This is a genomic window from Candidatus Thiothrix sulfatifontis, assembly GCA_022828425.1.
GTDB classification, from domain to species: domain Bacteria; phylum Pseudomonadota; class Gammaproteobacteria; order Thiotrichales; family Thiotrichaceae; genus Thiothrix; species Thiothrix sulfatifontis.
Genome location: CP094685.1, coordinates 1,557,201 through 1,576,922, shown reverse-complemented (window position 1 = coordinate 1,576,922; position 19,722 = coordinate 1,557,201). Strand labels below are relative to the sequence as shown.

The window sequence follows — 19,722 nt, the reverse complement described above, 5'->3', positions numbered from 1 at the left end:
GAGGAATAATAAATTAAATAACGCTTAGCGCCACTTGCCGCGCTGTTCCAAAATCGGTTTTGCCACTGCCCAGTTTGGGAATCTCTGCCAGACTGCGAATCGTCGCCGGAATCATCAGCGGATTCATGCCGCCACCCAACAACTGCCGTTTCACCGCCGCCTCGTCATACGCGCCCGCCATCAGCAACACGATCTTTTCGCCTTTTTTATCATCGGGCAAATTGACCGCGACCAATTCCAGTTCCGCATCACCCAAAATTTGCCGCACTTGCTGTTCCACCGCCGTCAGGCTCACCATTTCCCCGCCCAATTTGGCGAAGCGCGAATAGCGGTCAACGATGGTGAGGAAGCCGTCTTCATCCATATGCCCTTTATCGCCGGTTTTATACCAGCGTTGCCCGTCAAGTTCGGCAATCGCTTGCGCGGTTTTTTCCGGCGCATTCAAATAGCCTTTCATGACTTGCGGACCACCGATGAGGATTAAGCCATCCGCACCCGTTGGTAAAGTTTCCAGCGTATTCGGATCGACAATGCGGAAACTCGTCCCCGGCAATGGCAAACCCACCGTGCCTTCGCGGTTCGCCGCCTGCACTTTCCAGTAACGGGTATCAAGCTGATCGGGCAAGTTGACGGCAGCAACGGGTGAGGTTTCGGTTGCGCCATAACCTTCCAGCAATTTCTTGCCGAATTTGTCAAGGAACAGGCGGCGCACTTCCGGTGCCAATTTTTCTGCCCCCGCCACCACGTAGCGCAACGATTGGAACATCAGCGGCTGTACGCGGGAATTTTTCGCATACAAACGCAGGAACGTCCCCGTCCCAAACAGCAAGGTCGCCTCGTAACGCGCCACGCCCTTGGCGATATTCACCGCATCGGTCGGGTCAGGGTGGCACACAATCGGAATGCCTTCCGACAACGGCATCAGGGTACTCGCCAGCAAACCAAAGGCGTGGAACGTCGGCAATGTCCCCATGATCACGTCGTTATCCAACGTATTCAGCGCATCCGCCACCTGCCGCGCATTCACCGCCAGATTGCGATGGGAAAGCTCGATGCCCTTGGGCGCACCTTCGCTGCCACTGGAAAACAGAATCGCCGCCGTCGCATCCAAATCAATTTTCGGAATATACAGCCACTGCAACAAGCGGGTCGGCAATAACATCACCATCAACAGCGTCGTCAGCAATTGGTGTTTGGGGATTTTCGCTTTCAAATCTTCCAAAAACGTCAGCGGGGTGTCGGGCAAAATCGCCGGAATATCAATCCCACGCTCTTTCAACTTATCCAGAAAACGTTTGGAGGTGTAAACCCGCTGCAAGCTTGCCTGTTGCACCGCGCTGTGGATCGACTCGCCACTGGCGGTGTAATTCAGATTCACAATGGTTTTGCCCAGCGTCAGCACCGCCATATTCGCAATTGCCCCGCCCGCACTGGTCGGTAATAACAAGCCAATATTTTGTTCCGGGCTAAGCTTTTTAATCAGCACCGCAAAGCGGAATACTGCCGTCATAAAACGGTGATGGCTCAAGGGTTCACCGATCACATCCGCCGCCGCCATGCGGAAACTCATGCGCTTTGCAGCCCTTAACCAATTCACCGGAATCGGGTCGATCAAGTGTGAATACGCTTCCCACGACGCAAACGATAAATCAAACACCTTCTGCTTCAATTCATGTGCGGGAATGCTTTCTGGCAAGGCTTTGCCAAACGACACCACAATGTCACGCTTGAAACCGGACTGGCGATTTTCGCGCAAAAACCCGCTGGAACGTGAAAACCGGCTGCCCCACAAACCGTGCAAGTAAAACGGCACGATCACCGCGCCCGTGCCTTTCACCGCTTTTTCATAACCGCGCTTGAATTCGGACAACTGCCCGGTGCGGCTAATCGTACCTTCCGGGAATAAACACACCACTTCACCTGCTTTGAGCATTTCCGTGACTTTTTCCAGCGAATCCGCACTCGCCCCGCTGCTGATTGGGATGACCCCGAACCCGTTGAGGAAACCTTTTAAATACCAACGTTCGTAATAGCCTTTTTCGATCACAAAGTGCAGTTGACGCGGGTTCGCCATTTGCACCAATGCCCAGTCGATGAAGCTGATGTGATTGCCCAGCAGCAACACGCCGCCGGATGCGGGCAAATGTTCAAACCCCAACACTTTCAAGCGGTAACGCGCCCGAAACAAACGGCTAAACACGAAACGCAACAACGATTGCGGCATGTGATACAGCGTATACAATGCCCCCGCTGCGGTGATCACGGTGAGGATGGTCATTAACAGCGCATCCCCCAAGCCTTGCCAAGCCAACAATGCCGCCACGCCGACGAAAGCCAGCATCACCACACTTTGCACCAGATGATCAATCACCGTCGCTTTCGGCTGTTGCGCCACCGGCACGTGATAACGCAGCAAAGCGTGCAAAGGTGCGACAAAAATTCCGCCCATCACCCCCAAAAACAGCAATAACGCGGCAAGCAAAGGCGGCGAGAGTTGCCACCCCAATACAATCATACTGCCCATAATCCCCAGCGCACCGACCGGAATCAGCCCGGTTTCAATGTGCGTTGCTGACAGATTCCGCGCAATTTGCACTCCGATCAACAATCCGATCACGGTTAACCCTAGCCACGCCCAATGCGCCGGATAAATTGCCAACAATGCCAGCAAAATCCCCCAGAACACCGCCTTGCCCATAAGCGTCAGCCACAAATCATCGTGGTAGCGCACCGCAACCCAATCCGCCCGCGTACAGCCCGCTCGTCGGAACGTCACCGCGCTCAACAGCACAAACGGCAACACCAACAAAAGCACGGCAACGGGTCGAGCGACCCAGTGTTGCAATACCGGGCTAAGCAATAAACTGACGATCACAACGATCAACCCGTAAAGGTGGGTGGTTGGCTGCATGGGTAGGCTCTCCTCTGTTCTCTATCGTTATTAATATGCCTGCACGTTACCGTTTAATGGCTTGATCATGCAAGCCGAATCAGATCTTTCCCCATGACAATCTGTTGTTGCTTATACAGCAAACCGATAGCCCGCTTGAAATGCGCCTTGCTCACCTGAAATTCACGGTAAATGTCTTCCGGCGAACTTTTATCGGTAAACGTCGAACTGCCGCCACGCGCCTGCAAATGATCGAGAATTTTCTGCGCCAAGGCATCCTGCACCACCGGGCTGGGCAATTGCAGGATCAAATCAATTTTCTGATCGGGGCGAATCGCTTTAATAAACCCCGACACCCGCTGCCCAATGTGCAAGGGCTGAAACACCTCATTCGCATACAATAAGCCGAGATGCGTGGCGTCAATCACCGCTTTGAAACCCAGTTCAGTGCGCTCATAAATCATTAATTCCACCGGCTGACGCGGTTGAAACGACCCACCGAATTCGTTGAGAAACAAATCCAACCGCGATGAGGCCACAATGGTTTCGGTTTTCTCATCGAGGTACACGCACACCACGTAAGCTTGCCCTTGCTGCATTAAATGCGCCTGTTCCTGACGCGGCACTAGCAAATCTTTGGGCAAGCCCCAATCCAAAAACGCCCCCACGCGATTCACATCCACCACGGTTAAGCACGCCACCTCGCCCACCGCCGCCAGCGGCTTATCGGTGGTGGCAATCAAACGGTCTTCCGAATCCAGATAAATGAACACGTCGAGCCAACTGTCCACTTCGCAATCTTGCGGCACATAACGCTTGGGCAAGAGGATTTCGCCGTAACTGCCGCCATCCAGATACACCCCAAAGCCGGTGAGTTTGGTAACGCGCAGTTGATTGTACTTACCGATTTTTAACATAAACATTGCTCCACAAAGACAGGAATAATCGAATCAGCCGTTTACAGGATGGGATAAACGCGCTCGACGATGATGCGTTCGCCATTGGTTAGAATCAGCCAAGCGCTCAACTTGGGTAACGCGGCAACCGTTGGCAACTGCCAATAGCCTTGCACTTGCGTCAAACCCTCTTGGCGCTTGGCTTCCCAGCCTTTGTCTTTGTCACCTTTTTTGCTGTATTTGAGTTCAATCAAATGTTGGTGGTTGACTTGGTAAGGGCTACGTTCCAACAGCAAAATATCAGGGTAACGCCGATTCATTTCCCGCTCGCTTTGGATAAAATACGCAGGCGATTGATACAGCAAGGTCAGCAGGATGGTTTTAATGTGTTCTTCGTCTAGCCACAGGGAATCACGGTTGGAGAGCAATGCCAACACCCGTGCTAATTCCGCCATCAAGGGCTGCATATCATTGCGCAACGCCAAGGTTTCTACCGCGACCCTAATCGCATGGTTGGGGATGCTGATCTGGTTGCGGCGTTCCAATTCCACCTTGAAATAGTGGAAGTACAGCTCCAGCATGACGTGGTTGGGAATGCTGAAGACTTCGCCCGTCAAGTTTTCCCCTTGCAAGGAAGCGAAACCCATGTAACCGAGCAGGCTGATGAAATCATCCCGATCAAAGCCTTTTTCAAAGTCGAATTTGCGGCGTTGTTGCGCGGTCACAGTGCCGGTGTTGATGAGTTCATCCAGTACCGCGAAGTTGTCGTCGCGGTTGCCAATGCTGAACATGCCCATGATTTTGCCGTAGTCGGAGGCAATATTTTCATCCAACATTTGTTTCGGGTAACTGCACCGCTTGACGTTAAAATTATCCAGAAAATACAGCACCATATTGGCGTTAAATACGGTTTCAGTCGCTTGGCTGTGGAAACGGTAGCCGTTGTACCAGCGGGTAACATCATTCATCAGCGCATCCGCATCCAACGAACACGCTTCCACCAACGGCTGGAGCAGGTGTTGTACTTCGGTTTTGGTGAAACCCATTGCGGTGTTGAAGTCTTCGTGCAAGGACAAGTTTTTGCCGATATTGAAGCCGCTGGTCATGCTATCGAGCATAATCGGGGTAACACCCGTGATGAATAAGCGGTCAAGTGTGCCGCGCTGGGTGGCGGTCTTGAGGGTTTCATAGAAGCTGCGCACAAAGCCGCCTTTGCCCACAATGCTTTGGAACAGCGGGATGTCTTCGGCAAGGATGGTGTTGGCAAAGTGATCGTATTCGTCGATCAAGAGCAGGATTTTTTGCCCATCCACTGCCTCAAAAAAGGCTTCCATTTTTTCATGCGGTGAGGCGCGACGGCTAATATCGGCTGTCGTTGCAGCGGGGTAGTGATAGCGTTCTAGGCAACGGCGCAGGGCTAATTCTATTTTGGTATTAAACGTGCGGTAAATGTCTTCGGACGTTTGTGTGCTAATGCCGCTGAATTCCATGAACAGCACTTGGTAGCTGCTTTTCAGCTCAGTGGGGTGCTGCCCGATGTAGAGATCGCCGAACAGCGTCTCGAAATCGTCTTTGTAGCCGATGTCGTAATAATATTCGAGTGCTGATAGCAGCAGGCTTTTTCCGAAACGGCGCGGGCGCAGCAGAATATGGTACTTGCCATTGTCTTCCAGCCGCTCGATGTACGCGGTTTTGTCCACGTAGAGGTAGCCTTGCGTGCGCACATCTTTGAAATTGCTTAGACCGTAGGGGATTTTTAAGCGCATGGTACTATTCCCAGTAAATCCAGAAAATTCGCAGGTTTGATGGCTTGGGTTACGCCATACGGTGAGTCTGGAAAATCCTGCATATTGCCAGTAATAAGGTAGTCCGCTTGTGTAGCCAGCGCCAAGTTGATATAGGGTTGATCTTTGGGATCTGGGGAAAGTACGCGGGATTCAGGTACATGCGCTACTAATGTACCGCCTGAGTAAACCGCAAGCAGGATTTTCTGCATATTTTCCTGTTGTGCTGCAAATTTTTTCCGTGCCAGCACATCCTGATATTCGCTCAAAATGGCGATACTGAACACGACCTGTGTTTCCCGTAGGGCGTAGCGTAACACTGCATTGCACACCCGACTTTTCAAACCGGCTGAGACTAAAATATTGCAATCAAGGATGACTTTCATCATTTGCTTTGCCGATGCGCATGGGTTTCGGCGATGGCTATTTGCATGATGTCATCTTCTTGTTGCGCGATCGTACCCGCTGATTCCTTGATCATGTTGTCAAAGAAAGCATCGCGCCCAGCGGCGGTTGCCAGTGTTGGGTAGGCGGTTTGCAGTTGTGCCATTTTTTGCAACACTTTTTCCGTTTCGGAAAGCTGCTGCTTTTCGAGTGCTTCACGGATTAGGGTGCGTACATAGTCGCTGGCGTTGGAAAAACCGCGCAACTCTACTTGATGTTGCACGAAATCCTTCAATGCGTCGGAAAGTGAAATGTGTAAGGTTGCCATGATTTGCCTCTGTTGTGCGTTTTCCTAATCATAGCTTGATGTAAATCTTTGTCAAAGTTTTACATCTTTCCGTTCAAACTTCCTTCCAACAACGCCACTTCCCCCGCATCCAACCCGAACAGCGCATAAACCTCCCGATTCAACGCCTGTTCTTGCACGGCAAGCTGGTAACTCAAATCCTGAAGCACCGCCTTATCTTTATCAAACCGAGCACTCCATTTGTCCACATCGTCAAAAGGAATGTCCTGCTTAAACAGCTTTTTCACCTCGTCACGGAAAGCGGCGAAATCGAGCAGCCACCAGGCTTGCAGCTTTTGCGAGAGCTTCGGGTCACGGTCTTTGGGGCAGAGGTCGGGGATACGGCGGCGGAAAGCGTTTTCGAGAACGTAGCGTTGTTCCGCGAGGGCTTGGCAGTTTTCCGCCAGCGTTGCAATTGCCGTTTTCTGCTCCGTTGTTGCATCAGGAATCGGCAATGTGTCAATAAAATAGGTTCTAACTTCGTAGAATCCACCGCGAACGGCTGGACACATTGCCGTTATCAAAAACCAATGAATAGGTGAGTTCAATAGCCCCAATAGGAAATAATCAGCATTGGGCAAAATGTAGGATTTATCGTTAGAGTAAATCCCCGTTTTGTCAAAACCAAACAAAGGAGTGGGTGAAAAATGCCCGTAATTGATCTTTGGTTTTTCAAATTCAGCAAAATAATCAACGCTATCTTGTATCTCGAACCATTTGTAACTTCCTGCTTTCCTGCCCTTCCAATCATCACCTAACCAGTCTTTTGGTTTTGGTTCTAAAATCTCACGGTATTGTTCAAGATGTTCTTTGATTGCTGGATATTTTTCAATGTCCACGCCCCGTCGAGTAAAAATCAAGTAAATATCCCGTGATTCTGCTCGCCATTGTTTCAAGTCCTTACCTTCCAAAAATGGTTTGATCAGCTCTAGCGATAACGGGTCGGCGGCAATCAACTTGTTACGGGTTGCATTATCAATCACAAAAGCTTCATTTCGTCCCGTGAGGATTCCGCGATAGGGCGAGCCGTAGGCTTCTTTGAGGGTGCGTTTGCCTTTGGTGAGTTTGGCGCGGAGGGCTTGCAAGCGTTCGTCTTCGAGCCGCCAGCCGTCGGTGCTCAGTTTGTTTTGCGGCATTTCAGCAAACGCGCCATCTTTGAGTTCCCCTGCCAATGCGTTGACATGACGCGCTTGCACTTTGAGAAAACGGAAGGCTTGTTCTGGCGGATTTTTGCGCGAACGGCTCGGCTTTTCCATGATCAAAATCGCGGGGTAGGTCGTCACGCCTTCAAATACCTGCAAGTCGCCAAAATCCACCACGCTTTTCAGATTCGCTTCGACCTGCAAAAACTGCCGCAGATTTTCGCCGCTGCCGGTGCGGAAAAACGTCGCCGAACTGATAAATCCCAACATCCCGCCCTTTTTCAGCAGCCGCAACCCCAACTCAAAAAAGTAGGTGTAAAGATCAGCCACGCCATGATACGCGCGGTAATTCGCCTCCAAATACGGCTTGATCGGGGTCAAACGTTCCTGCCGCACATACGGCGGATTGCCCAGAATCACGTCAAATTCCTTGAAACGCCCAAACCAGTTAAAAGCGCGTTTATCCACGGTTTTATCCTCCACCACGCTATTGCCTTGACGGATATTCTCGCGCAACGAAGTCAACGGCTTGCCCTTTTCCGCCGTCGCCAAATGCAGCGAAAGCCGCGCAATTTCCACCGATTCAGGGTTAATATCCACCCCAAACAGGTTGTTATTGAGGATGTCGTGATTCAATTCCCGCCCAAACAAATCGCCCTTGTCGCCCAATTCCAGCAAGCGTTGATTGACCAACGTGTATTCCAGCTTCAAATATTGCCAAGCCGCCACCAAAAACGCGCCACTCCCACACGCCGGATCAAGGATGCGCGTGGTTGCCAGCGTTTGCCGATACGCCGACCACCACGCCAGCGAATCCGCCTCCGCCGCAATCGCCAATTTGCACTTACTGAGGTACGCGCCCAGCGTGTGTTCCACGATCCACGCGGTAATGAAATCCGGCGTATACACCACGCCATCCTGCTTGCGCTTGCCGCTCGTGCCGTGCTTTTGCTGGGTCAATTCAAGGTCGGTTTGCTCATCCAGCGACTCGTAAATCTGGTCAAGATCAGCGATGGATTGCTCGAAAATATGCCCCAAAATCGTCACATTGACATCAGAATCAAAGTCATACACCCACAGCCGTTGCAACTCGTGCAGCAAACCATCGCTGATGTTTAACGCCTCCAACTCCGCATCGGGTTTAAACAAATCGCCGTTGTAACGCGGAATATCACGCCCGTTACCCTCGTTGACGTATTTGAACAGTAATTTCAGCCGTTCCCACCCGCTCATTAAACTGTCTTTTGCCAGAATATACGTCGCCAAGATATTCGCAGGCAGCAAGCCGCGATCTTCCGCAAACGCAATAAACAGCACCCGATCCAGCAGCGTTTGCGCCCGTGCCACCATGCTTTGACGGCTGAAACGCCCATTTTCACGCTTCATGCCATTGATCAGCTTCACGCGAATCTCGCGGTAATCGGCGTACAGCGCGTTGGTAATGTCCTTTTCCGCCTGCTGACTTTGCGTGAACAGTGCTTCGGTTGCGCCCGACAGCAAGTTTTTTGCACCCAACAACAACACGAACCGCGCATATTCTTCCTGCTGAATCAGGTCAGCAATCTGCCAGCTTTCGTAAATGTAGTTGGAGTGCGGGAATTTGTAGAGGCGGATTTCGAGGCAGTTAGACACCAAATACCAACGCGCTTCGCCCTTGCTGTTTTCGGCATATTGCGCGGCTTGGGCAACGGTGGAAAGCGTCCGCCCCATCGGAATATCCATGTTGCTGGTGCGCGGATCTTTCAATTCAAACGGCGCAAGCCGCTGTTTGCTTTTTTCCGAAAATGTCCCGAAGCAAAAATCCGCAAACCCTCTGCCACTGCTTTCCTCCGCCCCGAATGTCCACTGTCCGGTTTTCTTATCTTTCTGGCTGAAGCTTTTGTAGCCCAACACCACCCCGCATAAGTCACGAAAAAATTCCGGTTGGAGCTTTTTCTCGTTCTGTTTTTTGATCGAACCGTCGGTAATCATCGCGTGCCATTCTTCCAGCACTTTCCGCGCGGCGACAGGAATCTGCCCATCCTTCAGCGGGTTGTTGGCAGCCAGTGCTTTGCTGAGTGAGCGCGGGTGAAATAAGCGTTGCGTGTTCGACATGGGGAAGGATTAGCCTCTGATCAGGAGCGCTAATCCTAGCACCTCATACCCAAGAATACCCAGCTTGTGTGCTACAATCCGCGCATGAAAACGAAACTCCCCTACGGTCTGAGCAACTTCAAAGATGTCATCCTCGGTGGCTACACCTACGTGGATAAAACCGCGTATATTGCCCAATTAGAAGACAGCGGCAAATATAATATTCTGCTGCGCCCACGCCGTTTTGGAAAAAGCCTGCTGCTCTCGGCGATGGAATATTATTACGACAGCCAGTACGCGGCGGATTTCGACAGCCTGTTTGCCGACTTACACATTGGCAAACACCCCACCCCGATGAAAAGCGGCTACAGCGTGCTGTTCATGGAGTTCAGCGGCATTTCCACCGAAAGCTACGAAGCGGTTTATCGCGCCTTTAACACCAAAGTGCGTTTGGCTTTGGAGCGTTATTTGGAGCGCTACCAATATCCGCCAGCAATAGTGGCTGAAATTGCCCTAGAAACGTCGCCGCATGAAAAAATGGAAGCCTTTTTCAAAATTGTCGAAGGGCAAAAAATCCTTTTCCTGATCGACGAATACGACCATTTCGCCAACAGTATCCTTGCCGATGATTTGCAGCAGTTTCAACACATTGTCGGCAAAGGCGGCTTTGTGCGCAGTTTCTACGAAACCCTCAAAACCGCCACTCAACGCGGCATTGTTGACAGGCTCTTCATCACGGGTGTCACTCCGATCATGCTCGACAGCATGACCAGCGGTTTTAATATCGGTGAAAATGTTTCCCTGACGGAAGAATTTAATGAGGCAATGGGCTTTACCCGTGCCGAAGTGGTCAGCCTATTACAGCCTTTGGTGGAAAGCTGCGGTTTGGACAGTAATCAATTAATGGCAGATGTTACCGATTGGTACAACGGCTACCGCTTTCATATTAATGCGGCTGAAACCGTCTACAACGCCAATATGGTGCTGTATTTCATCAAGAATTTTGACTACAAACGCTGCGCCTATCCCCGCAAAATGTTGGATGCCAATATCGCTTCCGACTACGGAAAATTATTGGGCTTATTCAGTATCGGCAATCGCGATGAGAATTTCGCGGTGCTGGATGAGTTACTCACCACTGGTCAAGTGGTGGCGCAACAAGCAGAAAAATTTGATTTCGACAAAGGCTTTGGGCGGGATGATTTCATCAGCCTGCTGGCTTACATGGGCTTCGCTTCGCTGCACGGGGCAACGTTGTCAGGCGAGGTGTTTGTTATCCCTAACCACGTCATGCGTGAGCATTGTCGGCGTATTTCATCCAGAGTGAGCGGGAAATGAATCGGCGTTACCCCGACATTTTGCTACTGGAACGCAGCCCCTTTAAGGTCAATTACCAGCATTTGATCGAGCTGAAATACAGCAAAAAAGGCGACAAAGACAAAGGCTGGGAAGCCAAACGGCTGGAGGGCATTGAGCAAGTGCAAGGTTATTTGCGACTGCCCGCGATTGCCGCGCTCCCCAAGCTCAGTGCGTGGATGGTGTTGACGGATGGAGAGCGCATAGTAGTGGAAAGTGTTGTGTGATAAGCCTGAATGCAACCGTATTGTCATAATTTTCTGGCAACCTACCGCCTTCATACAAACGTAAAAATTTGAGGGTATGCATGGAAATTATTATCGGAATTGTACTGGGTTTGCTCGCGCTGAATCTGCTGAGTTATCGCGTTTTAAAACCACGCTTGATTAAGCAACAACAATGGGATTTGAATATTTGCTGCGGTAACACGTCTGTCGGACGCGTGAATGCCGATATTGTGGCGCAACCGGGCGTGGACAATTTCATGCTGACCCCCAATATTTACCAGTTACCGTTCCAAGACGGTGAATTTGAAACGGTATTGTGTTCCCACACCATCGAACATGTGGAAGACCCACAAGCGTTTTGGGACGAATTGAATCGCGTGGGCAAACGCGTCACGCTGATTCTACCGCCGTTGTGGGATGTCGCTGCGGTATTGAATATTTTTGAACACCGCTGGATATTTTTGACGTTTAGAAAAGCACACACCACACTGCCGCCTTATATCCGCTTTTCGTTTGCACATTATTATCAGGAACGTTTTGGGCATGTGGTCGCCAATAGCATTTGGCAACGCTTGCTGAAGTCGGGGAGTAACGCTTAGGTGTAACGAGATGGCTTGTCCGCGTCGTGGGTGTATTCGTGCACTTTGAAAGCGATGTTAGCTTTTTTGGCGAGGTTGATGGCTGCGATCATTGCACTTGTTCCCCAACCTTGATCACCACGCCATTCCCCGTGGTCAACGTAGCATTCTGCCCAAAATACGCGCCTGCTTGCGGAAAAGGATTCATTGCCGTCAAGGTGCGCAACGGTTCTTTCGGATTGGCAATCAGCCCGGTGCGCTGGTCTACCGTGGTAGTTTTGCAGCGCTGACACGGCTTACGCAGTGCGAAACGGTAGCTGGCATCGGCGGCGGTCAGCGTTTTACAGTCATTTTCCCCGAACGCGCTCATGCCGCTGACCACAATGTTGGGGCGGAAACGTGCCATCGGCACCGCCGCCGCGCCATTGGCAAGCAATTGCACATTCAGCGCCGCCAGCGAAGCCTCGGATACAATCAGAAACGGGTAGCCATCGGAAAATGCCGTATCCGCGCTATCGCCATCCAGATACGCGGGGTCAACCGGGCGCACGCCTTCCGGGGCAAAGCGCACCAAACGCAAGTCGCTGCCCTGCCACTGTCCCACCGCTTGTGTCAACCAGCGCGAAGCCACCTCACCCTCGTCGCAGCCGCTACAGGTATCGCGCCACACCGTTACCTCGCAGCGTTTTTCAGGAATCGGCGCTAACGGAATCGACAGTGGCGACAATCCGGCGTGTTCCAGCACCAAACTGTCGGCGGTCAAACGCACGCTGATGCTCGCCAGCAAGGGAATTTGCCGCTGGGTCACGAACTTCCCGGCGGCATCGACCAACATCCACTGACGGTCAAACGCCAATCCTTGCGTGGTCAAACGCGCTTCGATCAAATCAATGCCTTGTAGCGATTTGACTGGGTAAGTGTGCAGGCTGCTGATGGTAAGCATGGCAACTCCAAGGGTAAAATCACCATTTTCGCTGTTATTGCAGCGTTTGCAAGTGCTCTCCTTCCCCATCGCACTTTTGCTTGTAAATCGACTGGTACGGATGAATTTCGCCCTTCTCCAACGACAGCAAAATATTGGCAATATCAAAAAGTGTCTGGCGCGTACCGCTATACCCAATCCACTGCCGCTGATACCCACCCAGCAAATCGTATTGCGGAAAACCCGCCCGTAACAACGGAATACCCAGCCGCAACGCGGTTTCCTGCCCGTGCGAATTGCAAATCAGCACTTCGGCTTCATTCGCTTCCGCCGCTTTTTCCAAATCTTCCAAATCGCCGATATGTACCTTGTCGGCGGCGATGTGCTTGAGAATCGGTGCATTCGCCGGAGCAACCGCCGCCACCGTATACGCGCCGTTTTCCGCCAGCAATTGCGAAAAGGCATTGAGCAAATCCGGGTCAGCGGCGATGGCGAAGCGCGACAAACCGAGCATGAAGTGCGTATCCAGCATCGCATCCTGCAATTGCGCCCGCTGACGTTGCAACTTGGGCGGCACAGGTTCGGCGGAAAGCGTGTGCAGGGTGTGGACAAACTGGTCGTTCACCGCCAGCCCCATCAAATGGTCGAAACGGTAATCCGGCACACCCGTTTTCTGGTGCAAAGTATCCGCTGCCGCAGTCAGCGACGCACCAATCACCAGCGTTGCCAGCGAATCGCCCAGCGTTGCCATTTCCGACACCAGCGTACCGCCGATGGTCAACGGGCTGAAATCTTCGTCCGGCAAATGCCCATCGAGCGAATCCGACAAATCGGGGATCACCACCGGACGCAAACCGAACAGCTCGATGGTGTCTTTCAAGGCTTCCAAATCGCCGGGAGTCAGCGAGGCATTGACCAGCACATTGACCTGACGCGGACGTTTACCGGGTTGCGTGCCTGCGGTGGCAGCATCGGGAACCAGCGTGGCAATAATCGCTTCCACCGCTTTAGCAAAGCCGCTTTCCAGACAGCCACTGAAATCGGGGGTGGACAAAGCGACCACCGGAATGTGAGCGTATTCGGGGTGTTTTTTGCGGAATTCGCCCGCCGCCATCGTCACATCACTGCCTTGGGTTTCTGCCAAGCCGGTGGTAGGCACGCCGACCAATGACGGGCTGTTTTTGCTGCAAATCGCTTTCAAGCCTTCGACCACGTTGTCTTCTGAACCCATTACCGCCGAGATTTGATCCATCGCGCTGGTTTGCAGCGGAATCGGTTCGCGGAAATGGCGCACGAAAAACACTTTGCCGAAGGCTGTGCAACCTTGCGCCCCGTGCAACATCGGAATGGCACGGTGAAAGCCGAGGAAAGCGAGTGCCGCACCAAGGGTTTGACTGGCTTTCAAAGGGCTGACGGACAGGGCTTTATTGCGTTTGGTAATCTCAGCCATGAGCTACCTCCTTGGCTATTGCCCACGGCGCGGGCTTGCGCACGGCTTGCCAGATCGGGCTTTCGACGGTGAGGGCGAGTTGTTTGGCGAGTTCCAGCATCCCTTCGTAGCCTGCGTAACCGAATTCGCGCTCCTGATTGATGTCGAGGAACGGGATACGGGCTTTGAGCGCGGTGTACATATTGCGTCCACCCGCGATGAGGATGTCCACGTTGTATTCACGCACGATATTGATCAGGGAACGCGGGCTGCCGTCTTCGACCATTTTGGTGTCTGCACCCATGATTTCACGGATGCGGGCTTTGTCTTCTTCGGTGGATTTGTTCGTGCCCGTCGCCACCACGGTCATGCCCAAATCTTGCAGGGCGGAAACGATTGACCAGGATTTTACCCCGCCGGTATACAGCAACACGCGCTTGCCCTTGAGACGTTGCCGCCAGGGTTCTAAGGCTTTGTTAATGCGGGCTTCTTCGCTGGCAATCAGGGCTTCGGTGCGTTCAGTGAGGTAAGGGTCGTCGATCAGGCGGGCGAAATCGCGCAAGGCATTGTTCATGTCTTGCACCCCGTAGAAGCTGCCTTCAAACCATTTCGTGCCGAATGCGTCTTCGAGTTTACGCGCCACGTTGAGCATGGCTTTGGAACATACCATCATGTTCACTTTGGCGCGGTGCATGGTTTGGACCTCGTGGAAACGTGCATCGCCGGAAAGGGTGCAAAGGATGCGGATGCCGAGGTGGTCAAGCAGTGGCAAGACGTGCCAGAGTTCGCCTGCGATATTGTATTCGCCGACCAGATTCACATCGTGGACTTTGAAAGTGTCGCTTTCCGCGCCGCTGGGCAGTGCATCGGGTTCGCGTGTGCCGCAGACGTGTTTCACCATCGCGTCACCGGCAATGCGGTTGCCGAGGTTTTTCGTGCCGTAAAATCCAGCGCAATCAACCGGCACGACGGGCGTTCCCCAGCGTTCTTGCGCGGATTTGCAAATGGCTTCGATGTCGTCGCCGATCAGTGCGGGGATGCAGGTGTTGTAAACAAATACAGCGGCGGGGCTGTAGCTGTCAATCGCTTGTTTGATGGAATGGAACAGGCGTTTTTCGCCGCGCCCCATGATCACATCCTGCTCGGTCAGGTCGGTGGTCATGCCGATTTTGAACAGGCGCGAACCGCTGGAACGGGTTCCCCGGTTGTCCCACGAACTGCCTGCACAGGCAATGCTACCGTGGACAATGTGCGCCACGTCTGCAATCGGGAGCAGCGCGATTTGTGCGCCGTCGAACGCGCAACCACCCGCCGATGCGCCGGGTTTGGGGCGGGCGCAGCCGGACTTTTCCTTTTTGTTGTGGGTACAGGCTGGTTCGTCCAGCAAAGCAGCAATGTCTTTGGACTTCATCATGGGGCGTTACCTCGGTCAGTCGTTGGGTGGGACATTGCAAGGGGTGTGCCAGATAGCTAACTGATTGTTTAATAATGCCATCGGTGTATTTTTGCATTGTTAGGAATACGACAAGCCTAAGCGTTTCAGAGGCGTTTACGACAAACACCTGCCAGCACTTAATCCCTAACATGATGATAAATAAAAGGCTTACGAAGATGGCACGTTTCCTGCTCTACCACTGGCATTTGCTCATCTGACAGGAGATTCCCCCCATGTTGCTGGATACCTACAAAGCCAACGAACTCATTTGGCTCACCACCATCAACGGCAAAACCAAAAACGGCCTGAATGCGTTTCGTGGCGATTTGATCATCAAGATCGGTGACTTCAACGAAGTTGCCAACAAACGCAACCCACCCGAAGCCGCCATCAAAGAAGCCGTGATCCTCGCCGACGACACTAGCCTGTTAATGGTCGTTGGCAACTTCAGCAACATCCTCGAATTACCGGAATTCATCAGCCGTTTCACCGCCGATCTTGCCGCTGAGTGCAAACCGATTTTCTTCATCGACAACCTCACAGAAAGCGTTGTGGTGGATGTGGACGGGCGGCAATACACCCTCATCTCATTGCCTGCCGGGATGATTTGGAATGAATTGCTGGATCTGTGCTACCTCGACAAGCACGACCTCAAAGGGCAATCCACCGAAGACAAAGTTGTCACCGTTTATAACGCTCTGAAAAGCTATAAACCCAAATTCAAGGCTTCCACCCTCGATGAAGCCATCGCCAACCGTAACAGCATCAAACGTCAAGTTTGGGGCGCAGTTTAAGGAACACACCATGAGCAGCAACAAAACCCTCGACAAAATCCAGCAACAAATCACTGAAAACCCAGTGATGATCTACATGAAAGGCACGCCCGACGCGCCCGAATGCGGCTTTTCCGGCAAAGCGGTCGGCTACCTGAAAAAGACCGGCGTGGAATTTGCCTACGTCAACGTGCTGAAATCGCCCTTCATTTACGAATACCTGCCACGCTTTTCGCAATTCCCGACCTTCCCGCAAGTTTTCGTGGGCGGCGAATTGGTCGGTGGCAGCGACATCGTGGAGGAAATGTACAACAGCGGTGAACTGCAAACCCAGCTCGCGGCACTGGTAAAACAAGGGAAACTGCCAGAACCCAGCGTTTCCGCTACCATGAGCAGTGAACCGGCAATCGCCGACAATCTGGTACAACTCACCCTGTAATGGATACCACACAAACGGTACGTGCCTACCACGAACGCACCAAACACCGGCTGGACGCTTACGCCAAAGGCCCGGCGTTTCTGGACTGGGATCAGCAGCCGAACCCGTTCCGGCGATTTGCGGGTGCTGAGGTGGTGGAGCTGTCGTTGGAAGAAAACGAGGGAATTGCCGCCCTGCTGCAACTTTCCTTCGGCTTATCCGCGTGGAAACAATACGGCCCCGACCGCTGGGCATTGCGCTGCAACCCCTCCAGCGGCAACCTGCACCCTACCGAAGGCTACGTCATCGCCAACGGTATCGACGGCTTGAGCGATGGCGTTTACCACTACGCCCCCCACGAACACGCGCTGGAATTACGCGGCAAACTGGCTGACAGCGATTCCCCGCCACAACTCCTGCTCGGCCTGAGCAGCATCGCATGGCGCGAAGCATGGAAATACGGCGAACGCGCCTTCCGCTACGTACAACTCGATGCCGGTCACGCCCTCGGCGCAATCCGCTATGCCGCTGCCGCCCTCGGCTTGCAGGTAGAACTACTCCCCGTCACCGATACAGAAATTTCCACATTGTTAGGGTTAGATCGGGCAGACGATTTCACAGATGCCGAAGCCGAACACCCCGACATGCTACTCCGCATTCACACAGGTTCTGCCGCCCCCTTCCACCTCCCAAACGTCACACAATGGCACGGCAAAGCCAACCCATTAGGCGGTCTCCCCCAACACAACTGGTCAATCATCGAAGAAATAACCACCGCCACCCACAACACCCGTAGGGGCGTATTGCATACGCCCTCTTCAGGCGTTCATGAACCACAACCCGACCTCATCCCCCTAATCCGCCAACGCCGCAGCGCCCAAGCCTTCAGCGGCAAAACCAGCACAATGTCACGCGATACGTTCTACGCGATGCTGTCCGCCTTACTGCCTGCCAGCAATCCCATGCCGTGGGATGTGTGGATATTGCCCATTCGTCTGCATCCGGTCTTGTTCGTGCATCGCGTCGAAGGCTTACCCGCTGGTCTATACGCCCTACCCCGCCACGCCGCCGCCGAAACAGCTTTACGCTCTGCGATGAACCCCGATTTCGGCTGGCAAACACCGGAAGACTGCCCCGCACATCTACCGCTGTTTCACCTACTAGAAGCCGATGCCCGCAAAGCCGCACGCACGCTTTCTTGCCACCAAGACATCGCCTCCACCAGCAGTTTCAGCCTCGGCATGTTGGCGGAATTCGACGCAGGCTTGGCGGAAGGCGCACCCGTTTACCGCCACCTCTACTGGGAAGCCGGTTTAATCGGGCAAGTCCTCTACCTACAAGCGGAAGCCGCCGGAGTACGCGGCACAGGCATCGGCTGCTTCTTCGACGACAGCGTACACGAGGTATTAGGGTTGCAAGATACCCAATTCCAAAGCCTCTACCACTTTACCGTCGGCAACCCCGCCATCGACACCCGACTGGAAATGCTGCCCCCTTATTCCCACCTACCCAAAGAACGCCAGCCATGACCGCAGCCGAAGAACTCGCCGACCTGAAAGCCCGCATCGCCGCAGTATTCGCCCAACGCGAAAGCCTCAAACAAGCGCTGGGTGAAGGCAAAATGCCACCTCGCCAAGGCTTCCAAGCACTGGAAAGCGTGGATGCGGAACTTTCCGCGCTGGATTTACGCTTCAAACAATTGTGGGATGCACAACAACAGCGGTAACACACCATGAAAGTACTAGTCCTAGGCGGCGGCGTGATTGGGGTCAGCACAGCCTATTACCTTGCCAAGGCAGGGCATGAGGTGCAGCTTGTGGAACGCCAGTCCGGTGTGGCATTCGAGACTAGCCACGCCAATGCAGGGCAAATTTCCCCCGGTTATTCCGCGCCTTGGGCTGCTCCCGGCGTTACGCTCAAAGCCTTGCACTGGATGTTGATGGAACACAGCCCGCTGCATGTTTACCCACATCTGGATTGGGCGATGTGGCGTTGGTTAAGCGCTTTCTTAAGGAATTGCACCCTGCCCCGTTACCAGCTCAACAAAGCCCGCATGGTACGGCTGGCAGAATACAGCCGCGATTGCCTGCGCGAATTGCGGGCGGAAACCGGCATTCATTACGACGAACGCAGCCTCGGCACGCTTCAGTTATTCCGCACCCAGCAACAATTGGACGGTATCCACAACGATGCCGCCATCCTGCAAGCGCAAGGTGTGCCGTTCAGCATCCTCGACCGAGACGGCGTAATCCGCCACGAACCAGCACTGGCGCAGATGCAACACAAATATGTCGGTGGCCTGCATTTGCCGGATGATGAAACCGGCGATTGTTTCCGCTTCACCCAAACCTTAGCGGGGATGGCGGAACAGATGGGCGTGGTGTTCCACTGCAACACCACCGTTCAAGGCTTGGTCGCCAGCGGGCAAACCTTAAGCGGCGTACAAACCAGCAAGGGCTTGATGCAGGCTGATGCGTATGTGCTGGCGTTGGGCAGCCATTCCCCGTTGCTGCTCAAGCCTTTGGGTATCCACTTACCGATTTATCCGGTGAAAGGCTATTCCCTCACCGTACCGATTACCCACCCGGAACACGCCCCCGAATCCACCGTGATGGATGAAACCCACAAGGTTGCCATTACCCGTTTGGGGGAGCGCATCCGGCTGGGGGGAACGGCGGAACTGAACGGTTTTAACCTGAGCCTGCCTGCCAAACGCCTTGCCACGCTGCAATACGTGCTATCTGACCTGTTTCCCAACGGCAGCGACCCCGGCAAAGCCAGTTTCTGGGCAGGATTGCGCCCCATGACACCCGATGGCACACCCATCCTTGGCAAAACGCCGTATTCCGGCTTATTTCTCAACACCGGGCATGGCACGCTGGGCTGGACAATGGCAGCAGGCAGCGGGCGGATACTGGCAGCCATGCTCAGCGGTCAAGCAGCGGACATCGCACTGGAAGGGCTGGGTATGGAACGTTACGGGTAATGTCGGTTTCCACACAGTTCCCACCCGCCTGCGTGTGTCACAGACTCGACAAAACCAATGAAAAACCCACTATTATTTACATA

The 19,722-nt window shown here is 53.2% G+C and carries 15 protein-coding genes and 1 pseudogene; 7 read left to right on the top strand and 9 right to left on the bottom strand.

The genetic code is table 11. The features are described from left to right. Nucleotides 1-13: 13 nt before the first annotated feature. The 6 genes from L3K52_08190 to L3K52_08165 all read right to left on the bottom strand — a co-directional run bounded on the left by L3K52_08190 (nt 14) and on the right by L3K52_08165 (nt 9,536). Nucleotides 14-2,911 carry an AMP-binding protein gene (locus L3K52_08190; GenBank protein UOG93695.1) on the bottom strand — a complete coding sequence of 966 codons (2,898 nt, stop codon included), beginning with the start codon at nt 2,909-2,911 and terminating at the stop codon, nt 14-16. A 65-nt stretch (nt 2,912-2,976) separates the two neighbouring features. Then, entirely contained in the window at nt 2,977-3,807 is an 831-nt protein-coding gene (locus tag L3K52_08185; protein ID UOG93694.1) for a S1-like domain-containing RNA-binding protein, read from the bottom strand. A 41-nt stretch (nt 3,808-3,848) separates the two neighbouring features. After that, nucleotides 3,849-5,552: an ATP-binding protein gene (locus L3K52_08180; GenBank protein UOG93693.1), complete on the bottom strand. Its 1,704-nt coding sequence runs from the start codon at nt 5,550-5,552 to the stop codon at nt 3,849-3,851. Next, nucleotides 5,543-5,959, bottom strand: coding sequence for a putative toxin-antitoxin system toxin component, PIN family (locus tag L3K52_08175; GenBank protein UOG93692.1), 417 nt, complete (start codon nt 5,957-5,959; stop codon nt 5,543-5,545). Before L3K52_08175 ends, L3K52_08180 begins: the two co-directional genes overlap by 10 nt. Continuing rightward, nucleotides 5,956-6,282 carry a hypothetical protein gene (locus L3K52_08170; protein ID UOG93691.1) on the bottom strand — a complete coding sequence of 109 codons (327 nt, stop codon included), beginning with the start codon at nt 6,280-6,282 and terminating at the stop codon, nt 5,956-5,958. Before L3K52_08170 ends, L3K52_08175 begins: the two co-directional genes overlap by 4 nt. A gap of 59 nt (nt 6,283-6,341) precedes the next feature. Continuing rightward, nucleotides 6,342-9,536 (bottom strand): Eco57I restriction-modification methylase domain-containing protein, encoded by a 3,195-nt coding sequence (locus L3K52_08165; GenBank protein UOG93690.1) that lies wholly within the window; start codon nt 9,534-9,536, stop codon nt 6,342-6,344. A gap of 84 nt (nt 9,537-9,620) precedes the next feature. Between L3K52_08165 and L3K52_08160 the strand changes: the two are divergent. After that, nucleotides 9,621-11,098, top strand: a pseudogene (locus tag L3K52_08160) (ATP-binding protein). 80 nt (nt 11,099-11,178) lie between these two features. Beyond that, nucleotides 11,179-11,697, top strand: a complete 519-nt coding sequence (locus L3K52_08155; GenBank protein ID UOG93689.1) for a class I SAM-dependent methyltransferase — start codon at nt 11,179-11,181, stop codon at nt 11,695-11,697. A gap of 88 nt (nt 11,698-11,785) precedes the next feature. On the opposite strand, the gene L3K52_08150 is transcribed toward L3K52_08155, so the two are convergent. The 3 genes from L3K52_08150 to nifE are packed head-to-tail and all read right to left on the bottom strand — an operon-like array spanning nt 11,786 to nt 15,441. Next, nucleotides 11,786-12,619, bottom strand: coding sequence for an MOSC N-terminal beta barrel domain-containing protein (locus tag L3K52_08150; GenBank protein ID UOG93688.1), 834 nt, complete (start codon nt 12,617-12,619; stop codon nt 11,786-11,788). Between the two features lie 34 nt (nt 12,620-12,653). Continuing rightward, nucleotides 12,654-14,048, bottom strand: a complete 1,395-nt coding sequence (gene nifN / locus L3K52_08145; protein UOG93687.1) for a nitrogenase iron-molybdenum cofactor biosynthesis protein NifN — start codon at nt 14,046-14,048, stop codon at nt 12,654-12,656. Then, nucleotides 14,041-15,441, bottom strand: coding sequence for a nitrogenase iron-molybdenum cofactor biosynthesis protein NifE (gene nifE / locus L3K52_08140; protein UOG93686.1), 1,401 nt, complete (start codon nt 15,439-15,441; stop codon nt 14,041-14,043). The genes nifN and nifE overlap by 8 nt, the downstream gene beginning before the upstream one ends. A gap of 254 nt (nt 15,442-15,695) precedes the next feature. On the opposite strand from nifE, the gene L3K52_08135 reads away from it, so the two are divergent. The 5 genes from L3K52_08135 to L3K52_08115 are packed head-to-tail and all read left to right on the top strand — an operon-like array spanning nt 15,696 to nt 19,639. Then, nucleotides 15,696-16,256: a hypothetical protein gene (locus L3K52_08135; GenBank protein ID UOG93685.1), complete on the top strand. Its 561-nt coding sequence runs from the start codon at nt 15,696-15,698 to the stop codon at nt 16,254-16,256. A gap of 10 nt (nt 16,257-16,266) precedes the next feature. After that, nucleotides 16,267-16,674 carry a Grx4 family monothiol glutaredoxin gene (gene grxD, locus L3K52_08130; protein ID UOG93684.1) on the top strand — a complete coding sequence of 136 codons (408 nt, stop codon included), beginning with the start codon at nt 16,267-16,269 and terminating at the stop codon, nt 16,672-16,674. Beyond that, entirely contained in the window at nt 16,674-18,182 is a 1,509-nt protein-coding gene (locus L3K52_08125; GenBank protein UOG93683.1) for a SagB/ThcOx family dehydrogenase, read from the top strand. The genes grxD and L3K52_08125 overlap by 1 nt, the downstream gene beginning before the upstream one ends. Further along, entirely contained in the window at nt 18,179-18,379 is a 201-nt protein-coding gene (locus tag L3K52_08120) for a hypothetical protein (GenBank protein UOG93682.1), read from the top strand. Before L3K52_08125 ends, L3K52_08120 begins: the two co-directional genes overlap by 4 nt. 6 nt (nt 18,380-18,385) lie before the next feature. After that, the gene (locus tag L3K52_08115) at nt 18,386-19,639 is read left to right on the top strand and encodes a D-amino acid dehydrogenase (protein ID UOG93681.1); all 1,254 of its coding nucleotides are present in this window, start codon (nt 18,386-18,388) and stop codon (nt 19,637-19,639) included. Nucleotides 19,640-19,722: the final 83 nt, after the last annotated feature.

What these genes read in the sequence shown, in the direction of transcription:
- nifN (UOG93687.1), bottom strand. Translation starts at nt 14,048, where the DNA reads ATGGCTGAGATTACCAAACGCAATAAAGCCCTGTCCGTCAGCCCTTTG.
- L3K52_08170 (UOG93691.1), bottom strand. Translation starts at nt 6,282, where the DNA reads ATGGCAACCTTACACATTTCACTTTCCGACGCATTGAAGGATTTCGTG.
- nifE (UOG93686.1), bottom strand. Translation starts at nt 15,441, where the DNA reads ATGATGAAGTCCAAAGACATTGCTGCTTTGCTGGACGAACCAGCCTGT.
- L3K52_08190 (UOG93695.1), bottom strand. Translation starts at nt 2,911, where the DNA reads ATGCAGCCAACCACCCACCTTTACGGGTTGATCGTTGTGATCGTCAGT.
- L3K52_08175 (UOG93692.1), bottom strand. Translation starts at nt 5,959, where the DNA reads ATGATGAAAGTCATCCTTGATTGCAATATTTTAGTCTCAGCCGGTTTG.
- L3K52_08150 (UOG93688.1), bottom strand. Translation starts at nt 12,619, where the DNA reads ATGCTTACCATCAGCAGCCTGCACACTTACCCAGTCAAATCGCTACAA.
- L3K52_08135 (UOG93685.1), top strand. Translation starts at nt 15,696, where the DNA reads ATGTTGCTGGATACCTACAAAGCCAACGAACTCATTTGGCTCACCACC.
- grxD (UOG93684.1), top strand. Translation starts at nt 16,267, where the DNA reads ATGAGCAGCAACAAAACCCTCGACAAAATCCAGCAACAAATCACTGAA.
- L3K52_08180 (UOG93693.1), bottom strand. Translation starts at nt 5,552, where the DNA reads ATGCGCTTAAAAATCCCCTACGGTCTAAGCAATTTCAAAGATGTGCGC.
- L3K52_08185 (UOG93694.1), bottom strand. Translation starts at nt 3,807, where the DNA reads ATGTTAAAAATCGGTAAGTACAATCAACTGCGCGTTACCAAACTCACC.
- L3K52_08165 (UOG93690.1), bottom strand. Translation starts at nt 9,536, where the DNA reads ATGTCGAACACGCAACGCTTATTTCACCCGCGCTCACTCAGCAAAGCA.
- L3K52_08120 (UOG93682.1), top strand. Translation starts at nt 18,179, where the DNA reads ATGACCGCAGCCGAAGAACTCGCCGACCTGAAAGCCCGCATCGCCGCA.
- L3K52_08155 (UOG93689.1), top strand. Translation starts at nt 11,179, where the DNA reads ATGGAAATTATTATCGGAATTGTACTGGGTTTGCTCGCGCTGAATCTG.
- L3K52_08125 (UOG93683.1), top strand. Translation starts at nt 16,674, where the DNA reads ATGGATACCACACAAACGGTACGTGCCTACCACGAACGCACCAAACAC.
- L3K52_08115 (UOG93681.1), top strand. Translation starts at nt 18,386, where the DNA reads ATGAAAGTACTAGTCCTAGGCGGCGGCGTGATTGGGGTCAGCACAGCC.